Below are 12806 nucleotides of genomic sequence, written 5' to 3' on the forward strand. Positions count from 1 at the left end.
ATTAAGACATTAACTGATATATATTTTTATTTCCTTCTCGAAGGATTTTTTCCTGCCAAAAAATAATTTAAATTTTTTAATAAGTCACAAAATAAAAACAATTACAAAAAAGGTGTTCTCCCCACTCTTTCTAATTGGGGGAACACCTTTTACAGAGCATCTATGTTGGTTATCGGTTCACCTGACAATACTTACTTCATTACCAAAGATGAATCAGGTCGGTGCCCAGTTTCTCAGCAGTAGCCTTTTGTACTTTCAGTTTCCAGGCACGATAATCCAGGTGATAGATCAGTTTTTCCGCCGCAATGTTGGGGTCGGTTTCGAAGTAGAAGAATCCGCCGTATACATCATGGGCAATCAGCTGAGCCACATCATTTACCAGTGGGCTTCCTTCGATGGGAGGCCATACTCCTACGTGACAGGGCAGGCCTAAGGCAACTACCCAGGAACCGATGGAAACCGCTTTTTCACTCATGGCTTCCGGTGCGCTTCCTACATAAGGAATCCGAGGTACGTCTACGCCCATGTCATTGGCCATGGCGGTTGCCAGGTCATAACAACGGGTGTTGTCCACGCAGGAACCCATGTGGAATACTAAGGGAAGCTCTACGCCGCTGGCGTCGGAAAGCTTCTTCAAGAAAGCCTTCAGGCCGTCTCCAGCATACTCATCGATAGCTGCTGAACTCAGCAGGCCTTCTTTAGCATAAGATTGGGCGGCACAGCCGGTGGCTACTACAAAAACGTTGTTCTTAGCCAGTTCTTTGGCTATGGTGTTGTGGCCATCGTCCTGCTTAGCCTTCAGGTTATTACAGCCGGCCATCAAAGCTACACCTTTAACCTGGCCTTCCATAATGGCATCATTCAGCACCCGGATGGGGTTCTCTTTATTGACGGAAGCAAAAACATCCATCATGGCTTCGAAGCTGAATCCGGCAATAACATCTTTAACAACCTTAGGAATATTAACTACGCCGGGCTTACGCTCTTTATAAGCAGCGATAGCGGTGCGAACTACGTCTTTTGCGTTTTCCATGGCATACTTTTCGTTATAGGCGATATGATAGGATCCGGGAATCTTAGAGATTGAAGATGTGGTGATAATCCGGGTATGGAAACACTCGGATACCGCCCGGAGACCCGGCATGATGCACTGTACGTCCACCACATAGGCGTCAATTGCTCCGGTCATCATAATCAGTTCCTGAGAGGCATAGCTGGTCACAATGGGAACACCCTGCCGCATTAATACTTCGTTACCGGTGCAGCAGATACCCATGCACTTAACACCTTTGGCTCCTGCAGCTTCTGCGTCTGCCTTCATTTCTTTGGCAGCTTTTACTACCATCTCACTCAAGAGCGGGTTGTGGCCGTGAACTACCAGGTTAACCATCTCGGGATCAATAACTCCCATGTTGGCCTCTGACTTAACAGGCTTAGGTGTTCCAAAGAGCACGTCGGTCAAGTCGGTAGCAATATGCATGCCGGTATAGTCGCAAAGCGCTGTCTTAAGTGCCCCGAAGATAATGTTTACGGGGTCGGCATCCACACCAATGTGAGTCTGGTGGAGAATCTCAACCACAGAACCGTTTACGTTGGCGGGAAGGATATTACATTCGTTGAACTTCTTCATGCGGCCTTCGGTGATGGTGGTGCTCAACCATACGGGAGGCACGCCTTTGTAGGTTCCGAAATCTTCCAGGGCCAGCTTGGCTACTTCCGCAGCCAGAGTGTTATCGTCTTTGCCTTCGTAGCTGATACCTACTCTGTCGGCAACCCTCTTTAACTTATCGGGATCCGTAATCTTATAGTCTTTAGCATGTCCTTCCGCTACTTCTAACAGTGTCTCCGCTACATGACGGCCGTGGTCGGAGTGGGCGGAACAACCGCCGGCTACTGCCCGGGCAATACCACGGGCTACAATGGTGTAGGCGGTGGCACCACAAACACCCTTAGGAGCCTTCTTGGTAATCCGGCAGGGGCCGTTCAAACAGATTCTACAACAAACACCGGTACTTCCATAGTTACACTGAGGCTGCTGATCCAGATACCGCTGAAACGCCGTATCGTAACCCTTGTCCTCAATCTGCTCCAGGATTTCCAGAGCCGCTGGATCTGAAGTGTTTTTAAAGTCTTTTGCTTTTTTACTCACTTAGCTCATTCCTCCTTATTTTCCCTTCAATTTAACCTATTCGCTTAATTCATAAGTCAAACGTATAAATTATGTACATTTAAGTATATTTAAGTTTATCTTTTTTTTTAGGGAATAAGACCCCCACCTCTAAACGTTAGCGTTTGTGGGGCTTAAAATCTGGTGGAGTAGAGTCTCCACCAGATTCCCCGATTTTTTAAGCTTGCTGAAACCAGTTCGCTTAAACACATTTTGGTACATTGCACCAATCATAACAATATTTGATTAAACCATCTTTCACCTGGTAGACTCTTTGACAAAGCCACTTCAAGACTTATCCTTATGCCCTCAAAAACAAAAAATCTAGTGCCGCCCCTCACCTCCTTAAGTCAAACTAATTGCCTCCCACCTGGATCAATTACCACAATTATTCAGCAGCAATTATTTTAATTAACTTCTTCTTCAGACAAAACATAAGGACGGTTCTCCTGTCTCCCATGATACCTTTACTACTATGATTGACTCTCAAACCGTCCCATAACTTTCAAATAAATTTATCAACTCCAAAATAACACTGGCCCATCAATATAAACCCATGCTACCTAAAATTTCCACTAAAATTACAGTTCGTCTAAAAAGCCTGTCCAGGCATCCCCACGTTCCTCACTCTTTAAAAATTTGATAGTTTCAATAATTTCCAGAGCATAGGCTGTGGACTCATCTGCCTGCCGGGACATGGCAAAGGAAATTTCTCCTTCCTTCACCCGGGCCCTCATCTCATTTAAAATTACGGGCAGCTGCCCCAGGCAGCTTATGCCGTCCCCCTCAGTAGTCCGGATGGCAGGAAGATAATAAGCTGTATCGGGATAGCTTATTATCTGCTGCAGCCCATAATCCTTCAGTGCCTTGCTCAAAAGTATTTCGGCATAGCTGAGAGTAACAATAGCTCTGCCAATGGACCGTAGGAATAACCTTTCAGCACTTTCACTGTCTTTGTTTCCCTCTTGGGCCATTTTTTTAATCCCTCCTAATGTAATGTTACTGCTTCACCTTCTCCGGTTTCTCCCCGGTGGTAAACACCAATTCTCCATCCCCGGCGTCCACAATAACTACGCCTTTATCATGGAATGTACCCTTCAACATTTCTTCTGACAGTTTATCCTCCACATGTTTTTGAATGGCCCTTCTCAATGGCCTGGCTCCATACACCGGGTCAAAACCTTCCTGAGCTAATAATTCCCTGGCCGATTCCGTAGTCTGGAGCTCAATATCGTAATCCCTGAGACGCTCCACCAACTCCTGCAGCATCAAGACCACAATCTCCTTCAGATGTTCCCTGGCTAAGGAATGAAATACAATCACTTCATCAATACGGTTTAAAAACTCCGGACGGAAGGTCCTTTTCAATTCCCCGAGGATCTGTTCCTTCATGCTCTCATAAGCGGCTTGTTCCCCTGCTGGCCTGAATCCCATGGTACCCTGTTTTTTAATATGGTTTGCTCCCACATTGGAGGTCATTATTACTACGGTATTTCTAAAATCTACAGTTCTGCCCTTACCGTCCGTAAGACGTCCATCCTCTAGAACCTGCAGCAGGACATTAAATACCTCGGGATGAGCTTTTTCTATTTCATCTAACAAGATTACAGAATAAGGTTTTCTCCTAACTCTTTCCGTCAGCTGCCCTCCTTCGTCAAATCCCACATAACCCGGAGGCGCTCCAATAAGCCGTGCAGTGGTATGCCTCTCCATATATTCCGACATATCCAGCCGGATGATAGAATCCTCGTCTCCGAAAAGAGACTCCGCCAAAGCCCTGGCCAGTTCTGTCTTGCCTACACCGGTGGGTCCCAGGAAAATAAATGATCCAATAGGCCTTCTAGGGTCCTTCAGCCCTGCCCTGGCTCTTCTGACTGCCCGGGACACAGCCACCACCGCTTCATCCTGCCCAATAACTCTCTGGTGCAGCACCTCTTCCAGCTTCAGCAATCTTTCACTCTCTTCCTCTGCCAGCTTTTTCACAGGAATACCCGTCCAGCTGGATACGATTTGAGCAATATCCTCCTCAGTAACCACGGACTTGTCGGTCACTTTTTTTTGCTCCCATTCTATCTTCAAATCCTCAACTTCTTCCCTCATTCTCTGCTCTCTATCCCTGAGCTTAGCAGCCAGCTCAAACTCCTGGCCCTTAATTGCACCCTCTTTTTCATTGCGCAGAGTTTCCAGTTTTTCTTCCATCTCTTTCAGATCCGGAGGCGGCATAAAGGTCTGAAGCCGCACCCGGGAACCGGCCTCATCAATCAGGTCAATTGCTTTATCCGGCAAAAAACGATCAGTGATATAACGATCTCCCAGTTTAACTGCAGCCTCCAGGGCAGCATCGCTCATCTCTACCCGGTGATGAGCTTCATAACGATCCCGTAAACCCTTTAGAATGGCTAGAGCCTCCTCCTTGGTGGGCTCCTCTACAGTAATAGGTTGAAACCTCCGCTCCAGGGCGGGATCCTTCTCAATATATTTCCGGTATTCATCCAGGGTAGTAGCTCCCACACACTGCAGTTCCCCCCTGGCCAGGGCAGGCTTCAAAATATTGGAAGCATCAATGGCTCCCTCTGCAGCGCCAGCTCCAATTATGGTGTGAAGTTCGTCGATGAATACGATCATATTGCCTGCAGACCTCAATTCATCAATAAGCTTTCTAAGCCTCTCCTCAAATTCACCCCGATATTTAGTTCCCGCCACCACTGCGGAAAGCTCCAGGGTAACCACCCTCTTCTCCTTTAGAGTCTCGGGAATATCGGCTGTAGTAATCCTTTGGGCCAATCCTTCCACGATGGCAGTTTTACCCACACCAGGTTCCCCAATAAGGCAGGGATTATTCTTAGTGCGGCGGCTTAATACCTGAATCACTCTTTCAATTTCCTTGTCACGGCCAATCACCGGGTCCAATTTCCCTTCCCTAGCCATCTTGGTTAAATCCTTACCGAAGGTATCAACGGTGGGAGTCTTGCTTCCCTTTTCGTACCCTCCAGTCATTCCTTGAGCATCTCCTCCCAGAAGGTGCATAACCTGAACCCGGGCCCTTTTCAAATCCACTCCCAGATTTGCCAGCACCTTAGCGGCGATTCCTTCCCCTTCTCTAATTAACCCTAACAGCAGGTGTTCTGTACCTACGTAATTATGACCCAGATTTCTTCCTTCTTCTATGGCCAACTCAATTACTTTTTTAGCCCTGGGAGTATAGCTGATGCTCTGAAGTATCGGTTTATCCCCCTTGCCTATCATTCTTTCAACTTCCTGGCGTACCTTCACCAGATCCACACCTAATTTCTGCAGAGCTCTGGCAGCAATACCCTCTCCCTCCCGCACCAATCCCAGCAGGAGGTGTTCTGTCCCCACGAAATTATGATTTAATCTCTTGGCTTCTTCTTGAGCCAGAAAAAGTACTTTTTGAGCCCTTTCGGTAAATCTTCCGAACATGAACATTGATATCACCTCACCTTTCAAATTTTGATATAAACTTTTACCTGATCTACACCGAATAAGTTTATATAAATTCATGACCTTCTTTGACTAACTATATATGGAAGCAATGTAATAGTTTTTTAGTGTGTTCTCTCATTCCTCAACCTTGCACCGCCTCCGCCAATTTCTCCCTAATTATACCAGCTCTGCTGACATCTATATCATAATCGCTCAGCTCTTTACCTTCGTTTTTTTGAATAAATGCAGGGCTGATAATAACCAACAGCTGATTCAGCACCTTAAGATCTACAGGCTTTAAAAGCCCCAGGTCAACTCCCAGTCGGAAATCTGAAAAAAGCTGCATGGCCTCCAAGGAACTCATAATCCTGGCATTGGAGAGAATACCATACGCCCGGCCTGCCCGATCTGCCAGCTTTTCCCGACATTCGTTCAAAAGACCCTGCCGGGCCCCCTCTTCCTGCTCCAGCAGCTGTTTTGCCACACCATATAAGTTTCGAATAATTTCCCTTTCAGTCTGCCCCAGGGTAATCTGGTTGGATAACTGGAGAATATTACCCACCACTTCTGTCCCTTCCCCATATAAGCCCCTTACCACCATTCCAACCTGGTAAAGGGCGGAAAGTATCCGGTTAATCTGTTTAGTTATGGCCAAGCCCGGCAGATGCATCATTAAAGATGCCCGCATGCCGGTTCCCACATTAGTAGGACAAGAGGTAAGATAACCCAGTTGGTCATTAAAAGCAAAATCAAGATCTTCCTCCAGAACGTTATCAATATCATCTCCCTGTTTCCAGGCATTTTCCAGCTGGAGGCCCGGGAAAATAGATTGAATTCGAATATGGTCTTCCTCATTTATCATAATGCTGACGGACTCATCATTTTTCAGCAGCACACAGCTATTTTTGGCATCCTTTACCATTTGAGGGCTGATAATATGCTTTTCCACACACAGCTGTCTTTCCAATGGAGTAAGCTTAGACAGATCTACACGGCTGTATAATTGAAAGAATTCTTTCTTATGATCTAAGACTCTATTAACCTCTTTTAACACTTTCCCCCTTTGTTCGCCTTCCGCCAGACAGGGAAAAGGAAGCTCCTTTAAGTTTCTGGCCATACGAACCCTGCTGGTCAACACAATCTCAGAATGTGGACCGGTTCCCTCCATCCATTTACTGGACTGGATATCCAAAAAATGTTGTTTAGTCATTTTGTTTCTCACCACTTTCCACTACTTCTCTATCCAGTTCTCGAATTTTATCTCGGATCACAGCCGCTTCCTCGAATTCTTCATTCATTATCTTCTGCTGTAAAGCAGCCCGAAGTTTCTCAATTTCTTTTTTTACCTTAATTAAAGAACCTGAACGTTCAGGCACTTTCCCGGTATGCTGAATGCTGCCGTGAATTCTCTTCAATAACACCCCTAGTTTTTCTCCGAAATGCTCATAACATTTGGCACAGCCTAACCGCCCAATCTGGGAAAACTGAGCATATGTTAAACCACAGCCCTCACACTGAATCTTGGTGCTGGAGGGAATATCCACCGTTGTTTCGAATCCCTCTAAATCAAGAAGCCCTGCAAAAAAATGGTGCAAGGAAAAATTGGGTTCAAGAGTCAGCTCAAGCTCTCCCTTGTTATTTGCACACTCCTGACAAAGGTGCATTTCTGTCTTTTTATCATTTATTATTTTCGTCAGATGGACAACGGCATTATTCTTTTGACATTCTTGACAGAGCATAACTAATTACTCCTTAAAATTTTAGTTGAACTCCCCCCCGGCTTAAAACCCCATCCTTTTTTAAATAAAAGATGAACGCCGAAAAAAGAGTATAAATCATTAATAATTAAAGACTCCTTATTAGTCTATTAAAAAGCAGGCTAAATATTTAAAGTTAGAGGATCTTTTTACCCTTTCATAACTGCCTCAAACATTTTCAACAAAAATTGTTTCTTTATATCCTCTGCAAACAATCCTTCACCAAAAGCATCAAACTCCAGCATAACGACTTCCATGATTTTAGCTTCCCGACGGGTAATTACTTTCCCCTGGGAAAGGCGAGATATAAAATTAGTCACCTGAACTTTGTTCAAGGGTTCTTCCTGCAGATGACTGATCACCTTGGTATAATTTGAAACCTTGCTTACATCCAGTTTATTTATACGAATATACCCACCGCCGCCCCGGCGGCTTTCTACAGAATAACCTCTTTCCATGGTAAAACGGGTAGAGAGGACGTAGTTGATTTGAGAAGGAACACAGTTAAATTTTGCAGCCAACTCTCTACGCTGTAACAGGATATGATCCTTTGAGGAAAGAGCCAGGAGCTGTTTTAAATAATATTCAATACCGTCAACTAAACTAGGGATAATACCACCCCCTGACCAATTCTTTGACCTTCCCTGACCTTTATAGCTTAATTATATATGATTTTCAAAGATTATCAAATAGAAAAAACCCCGCATTTCTTATTATTTGCTATTTGTGAACTATTATATCTAATATAATACGATTTTATTTTACTTTGCTAAAAAAAGGCACGGAATTGTGCCTTTTTTACCCTAATTTAAAATATTTAATATTAAGTTTTACTTAACAATTTTTATTATTAAAACATCGTCCCCGCCCCGCTTAGCTTAGAGGAAGCAGCCTTCTAAGCTAAGAATGAAGAAATATTTAATGGTCAAGATGGGCACCTTCGCCGCCTGTATCCATAAATTTCCCCGGGCCAGGTCGGCTGTAGGGATAATTCCTTTTATCTACCTCTTCCCCGTCCCAGGATATTTCCAATACCTCATTAATCTGAACTATTTTCTTAAGCATTTCATGGGTTTTTAATTTATAAGGTATTTTCAGCAAAAAGTCCAGTGAGATAACATTGGTTTTATAAGCCTCCAAATACTCCGCCGGGCCCATTTCCAGGTTATGAATATTAATGTTCATTTCACCGAAGGCATCCCCTATTTTTCCTAACAAACCTGGTTTATCTACTGCCATCACCGCCATTTTTCTCAGACGCTGCTGTCGGGCCAGGTAAACCTCAACTCCCCGCAGTGCATAAAGACTGGATAAAAGCAAAAAAGTAGTTACCAATGCTCCTACATAAAAACCACTGCCCACCGCCAGGCCAATAATGGCCACCACCCACAGGCTGGCTGCCGTTGTCAACCCCCGAATAGTATTTCCATAGCGCATTATAGTTCCTGCCCCTAGAAAACCAATACCGCTGACAGCGTGTGAGGCCATCCTGGATGGATCGGCTCCCCGGCCTACTTCTCCTAATTCTGAAGTAAAGGCATACATAGACACCAGCATTACCAGAGCACAGCCTACACAAACTAAAATATGTGTTCTAAATCCTGCTGGACGGTTATGCCTTTCCCTTTCAAACCCCACCAGACCACCCAATAGCACGGATAAAATTAGCCTTATAACCAACTCTAAATGGGAAATGTTCATTTTATGTCTCCCTGTATACGTTATATAAGCTATTATATGCGCTTTTTCCTTAAAAATCAACTGAATGGACCTTCGTTTTCAGAAATTTCTGTCATTAGCATGTAGTGCGTCTATAGAAATTTCTGAAATTATTTTGAAACCATTAGATTCTCCAGGATACCATCTATACTCTGCTTGCCTGTCAGCACACCTTCAAAGAGGTCACCTTTAGCCTCCAGCCGTTCCTTTATATTCAACAAATGAAAAGCTGAAGAGGATGTAATATTACCCTGCTGGATTTCTTCCCATAACAGAGGGGTAGAAACCGGTGCCCCGGGATGGGGTCTTATACTATAAGGTGCATTTATGGTTTTGCCCCAGGCATTTTGAAGATAATCCAGGTAAATCTTACCCTGTCTCTTATCCACTTTCCTTTCCATGGTAGTAATCTGAGGGTGAATATCATGAACTAAAGAACAAAAATAGGATACAAATTTCCTTACCTCCTCATAAGAATAACGAGGCTTAAGAGGCACATATACCTGTAATCCCGTAGAGCCCGAGGTCTTGGGGTAACACTTGAGCCCCACCTTCACCAGAAGGTCCCTGATAGTCAGGGAAACACTGCAGACCTGCTCAAAGGTAGATTCCTCCATAGGATCCAAATCAAACACTGCGAAATCTGGATTCTCCAAACTCTGCAGACTGGAAAACCAGGGGTGAATTTCAATACAAGCCTGATTGCCCAACCAGGCCAGGGTCTGCACATCCTCCACAAGAATATAACGGGTCACCTTGGAGCTGCTTCGGGAATTAATGGAAAAAGTTTTCACCCAGGATGGACCCTCCAAAGGAAAATTCTTTTGATAAAATCCTTTTTCCTGGATTCCTCCGGGAAATCTTTGAAAAACCACCGGCCTGTTCCTTAAATACTTCAATAAATAAGGAGCAGCCTCCAGATAATATTTAATCAGTTGAGATTTGGTAAAGCCCTCACGGGGCCAGAGTACTTTATCTAAATTAGTTAACCTCAACTCTTGGCCATTAACTTCAAAAAAACTTTCCATACATTTCAAGTGTTAAGTGCCAGGGATTGCCAGGGGGACAGTTCTCTTGACAATCTCCTGACACTACGACACTAAAATCACTCCTTTCACTGCTTTCAAAATCTTCGCTGCGCTCCTTGATACAGCATACCAAACTATAACAACAAACCGGTTTATCTCTTTTTTTTAGGGTATAGGACCCCCGCCTCTAAGCGTTAGCGTAGGTGGGGCTTAAAATCTGGTGGAGTAGAGTCTCCACCTGATTCCCAGATGTTTCAGCTTGCTGAAACGAGTTCACTGTATTTTTGTGTAATTTAAATTAATATTCTAAGTCATAAGTGCAAATAGTAAAATAACGAAAAAAGGTGTCAGGGGAGGGTACATTCTTCCGGGTCTGCGGTGGTAAAGCCTTTTATGGAGGGTGCTCTTAATTTTAATTGTGGTGTCCACTCACTGAACTCCACCCACATGGCCAGGCTGGGCTGCACCCAAATGCTGCTTTGGGAGGAGGGAAGATTGGTAAAAGGAGATTCAGAAATTTGTCGTTCCATTAAATAACCCATAAGGTTTCTCCACTCATCTTCTTTTAGTCCGGTCCCTACTCGGCCCACATACAATAGTTCCTGTCCCAAATAGGCTCCCGCCATCAGGGATGAGATCCGGCCGTCCTTAACCGTAAAACCTCCTATGGTGCACATAATTTTATGCTTCACCTTTATTTTCCACCAGTGATGTGAGTTTTTACCGGAAACATAGGGGCTGTCTTTCACTTTAGCCACCACACCCTCTAGACCGTTCTCTTTTGCCCAGGCAAACAGCTTTTCCCCCTCCTGTGAATTATCGGTAATCTTTATAAAATCACTTTCCTGCACCGACTCTCGTAACAGCCGTTGACGCTCTTCATAGGGACATGAAAAGAGAGGTTTCCCCTCAATATAAAGAAGGTCAAAAATATAATACACAGCAGGAAGGGTGTGTGTCAGTGTCTGCAGCCGTTCCAGACGAGTCAATAGATCTCTTTTCAATATAGAAGGGAAACTGGGCTTCCCCTGCCGAAGCACCACCATCTCCCCGTCTAAAACCCCTTTAGCAAACTTCACCTGAGAAGGTAATTGGATGGCCTCCGGATACTGCAGGGTCCGATCCTTCAGCCGCCGGTTTTGCAGCCTCACCTTCCCCTCACTAATAAATGCCAGCATCCTGACCCCATCCCATTTTACCTGATATAGATATTGCCGGCCCAGGGGAATATCCTTTCTGGAATGGGGTTCCATGGGTTTTATTTTTTCCTCCAACAGGTCACGTTCCATAATCTAGCCAATCCCTGCTTTCTCTTTTTTCTTCCGCCCCTGGGGTGGTTTTTTCTTTTTATCCTTTTTTAGTCCTGCCCTCTCTTCCTCTTTACCCTCCGTCATCTGCACACTGGCCCTCAAAGCCTCCATCAAATCGACAATCTTGGCTTTTTCCGGCGCTTCGGGAACCTCTATCTTCTGCCCCGCTACTTTGGCCTCAATAATTTGCAGCACTCTTTCCCGATACTCATCAAAGTATTTCTCTGGGTCAAAGGATGAGGCCAGATTTTCCACCAGCTGCTGAGCCATTTTCAGCTCATTTTCATGAATAGTAATTCCCCGGCCTTCCACAGGAACCAGGTCAGTGTTCCTTACTTCGTCAGGGTAAAACATCGTTTCCATGGTAAGAATCCCGTTATGAACCCGAATGGCTGCCAGATTTTCCCGGGTCCGGATGACCACCCGTGCGATGGCAATTTTCCCGGTTTCCTCCATAATGTTTCTAAGCAGGACATAAGGCTTTTCTCCGGTTTCACCGGGAGCCATATAATATGTTTTATCAAAATAAACCGGGTCAATCTCCTCTAAGTTTACAAAATCCACAATGTCCACCGTTTTTGATCTACCCTGGGGAAACCGCTCCAGTTCCTCAGAATCAAAAACTACATATTTTCCCGTTTCAAACTCATAACCTTTGATAATTTCATCCCATCCAACCTCCTGCTGACAGGAAGAACATACTCTATTATTTTTAATAGGACTTTTACATTTGTTGTGCAGAAACTTGAATTTTACTTCTTTCCTCTCCGTTGCCGGAAAAAGTTTTACCGGTATGCTGACCAGCCCAAAACTGATAGCTCCCTTCCAAATTGTGCGCATAAAAAACCCCCCAAAGATCAAGTTGATTGTTTATATCTTTTGAATATAATGGCATTCTATACATCAACATAACCCGGAGGGCTTATTTATATTAAATTAGCATTATACTACCTTTAATACACATAAATACACACCAACATACATCAATTCACACCAATATTCATCAATTCACATCAACAATAATATATAAGTTTTTATACTATGTACTCTTTCAGCTTACCTTGCAGCTCTTCCTTTTGTCTAAAACCCACCAATACTTCCTTCATCTCTCCATCCTTAAAAAAGACCAGGGTAGGGACACTTAACACCTTATAATTGGTGGCTGTTAAACTACTTTCGTCCACATTAACCTTTGCCACTTTAACTTTTCCCTGAAATTCCTCAGCCAACTCCTCTAAAAACGGAGCTAACATTCGACAAGGCCCACACCATGGGGCCATAAAACCCACCAAAACAGGTTCCCCTTCATGCAGCAGAACCTCTTCTTCAAAGTTATAGTCCTTTATCTCTAATACTTTTGACATTAATTTGACCTCCTTTA

Annotated in this window: 11 protein-coding genes; all 11 read right to left on the reverse strand. The window is 44.3% G+C overall.

Annotated features, from left to right (window positions below; genetic code table 11):
• Nucleotides 1–199: 199 nt before the first annotated feature.
• Nucleotides 200–2149 (reverse strand): anaerobic carbon-monoxide dehydrogenase catalytic subunit, encoded by a 1950-nt coding sequence (gene cooS / locus HUE98_RS15565; RefSeq protein ID WP_241421514.1) that lies wholly within the window; start codon nucleotides 2147–2149, stop codon nucleotides 200–202.
• A gap of 599 nt (nucleotides 2150–2748) precedes the next feature.
• Nucleotides 2749–3141, reverse strand: coding sequence for an anaerobic carbon-monoxide dehydrogenase catalytic subunit (locus HUE98_RS15570; RefSeq protein ID WP_241421515.1), 393 nt, complete (start codon nucleotides 3139–3141; stop codon nucleotides 2749–2751).
• Nucleotides 3142–3166: 25 nt separating this feature from the next.
• Nucleotides 3167–5608, reverse strand: coding sequence for an ATP-dependent Clp protease ATP-binding subunit (locus HUE98_RS15575; RefSeq protein ID WP_241421516.1), 2442 nt, complete (start codon nucleotides 5606–5608; stop codon nucleotides 3167–3169).
• Between the two features lie 145 nt (nucleotides 5609–5753).
• The gene (locus HUE98_RS15580; protein WP_241421517.1) at nucleotides 5754–6821 is read right to left on the reverse strand and encodes a protein arginine kinase; all 1068 of its coding nucleotides are present in this window, start codon (nucleotides 6819–6821) and stop codon (nucleotides 5754–5756) included.
• Nucleotides 6814–7350: a UvrB/UvrC motif-containing protein gene (locus HUE98_RS15585; protein ID WP_241421518.1), complete on the reverse strand. Its 537-nt coding sequence runs from the start codon at nucleotides 7348–7350 to the stop codon at nucleotides 6814–6816. The genes HUE98_RS15580 and HUE98_RS15585 overlap by 8 nt, the downstream gene beginning before the upstream one ends.
• Before the next feature lie 167 nt (nucleotides 7351–7517).
• Nucleotides 7518–7982, reverse strand: coding sequence for a CtsR family transcriptional regulator (locus HUE98_RS17715; RefSeq protein WP_318036570.1), 465 nt, complete (start codon nucleotides 7980–7982; stop codon nucleotides 7518–7520).
• Nucleotides 7983–8286: 304 nt separating this feature from the next.
• Entirely contained in the window at nucleotides 8287–9069 is a 783-nt protein-coding gene (locus HUE98_RS15595) for an MgtC/SapB family protein (RefSeq protein ID WP_241421519.1), read from the reverse strand.
• Between the two features lie 128 nt (nucleotides 9070–9197).
• Nucleotides 9198–10115, reverse strand: a complete 918-nt coding sequence (ligD, locus tag HUE98_RS15600) for a non-homologous end-joining DNA ligase (protein WP_241423588.1) — start codon at nucleotides 10113–10115, stop codon at nucleotides 9198–9200.
• Nucleotides 10116–10462: 347 nt separating this feature from the next.
• The gene (gene ligD, locus HUE98_RS15605) at nucleotides 10463–11404 is read right to left on the reverse strand and encodes a non-homologous end-joining DNA ligase (RefSeq protein ID WP_241421520.1); all 942 of its coding nucleotides are present in this window, start codon (nucleotides 11402–11404) and stop codon (nucleotides 10463–10465) included.
• Nucleotides 11405–11407: 3 nt separating this feature from the next.
• Nucleotides 11408–12265, reverse strand: a complete 858-nt coding sequence (ku, locus tag HUE98_RS15610; protein WP_241421521.1) for a non-homologous end joining protein Ku — start codon at nucleotides 12263–12265, stop codon at nucleotides 11408–11410.
• Between the two features lie 194 nt (nucleotides 12266–12459).
• Entirely contained in the window at nucleotides 12460–12789 is a 330-nt protein-coding gene (gene trxA, locus HUE98_RS15615) for a thioredoxin (protein ID WP_241421522.1), read from the reverse strand.
• Between the last annotated feature and the right edge of the window lie 17 nt (nucleotides 12790–12806).

Origin of the sequence: Candidatus Contubernalis alkalaceticus, from assembly GCF_022558445.1 — a bacterium.
In the GTDB taxonomy this organism is placed as follows: Bacteria; Bacillota; Dethiobacteria; order SKNC01; family SKNC01; genus Contubernalis; species Contubernalis alkaliaceticus.

Bases quoted from the DNA above. Each gene is read 5' to 3' on its own strand.
- ligD (WP_241423588.1), bottom strand. From the start codon at position 10,115: ATGGAAAGTTTTTTTGAAGTTAATGGCCAAGAGTTGAGGTTAACTAAT.
- HUE98_RS15575 (WP_241421516.1), bottom strand. From the start codon at position 5,608: ATGTTCGGAAGATTTACCGAAAGGGCTCAAAAAGTACTTTTTCTGGCT.
- ligD (WP_241421520.1), bottom strand. From the start codon at position 11,404: ATGGAACGTGACCTGTTGGAGGAAAAAATAAAACCCATGGAACCCCAT.
- HUE98_RS15570 (WP_241421515.1), bottom strand. From the start codon at position 3,141: ATGGCCCAAGAGGGAAACAAAGACAGTGAAAGTGCTGAAAGGTTATTC.
- HUE98_RS15585 (WP_241421518.1), bottom strand. From the start codon at position 7,350: ATGCTCTGTCAAGAATGTCAAAAGAATAATGCCGTTGTCCATCTGACG.
- HUE98_RS15595 (WP_241421519.1), bottom strand. From the start codon at position 9,069: ATGAACATTTCCCATTTAGAGTTGGTTATAAGGCTAATTTTATCCGTG.
- HUE98_RS15580 (WP_241421517.1), bottom strand. From the start codon at position 6,821: ATGACTAAACAACATTTTTTGGATATCCAGTCCAGTAAATGGATGGAG.
- trxA (WP_241421522.1), bottom strand. From the start codon at position 12,789: ATGTCAAAAGTATTAGAGATAAAGGACTATAACTTTGAAGAAGAGGTT.
- ku (WP_241421521.1), bottom strand. From the start codon at position 12,265: ATGCGCACAATTTGGAAGGGAGCTATCAGTTTTGGGCTGGTCAGCATA.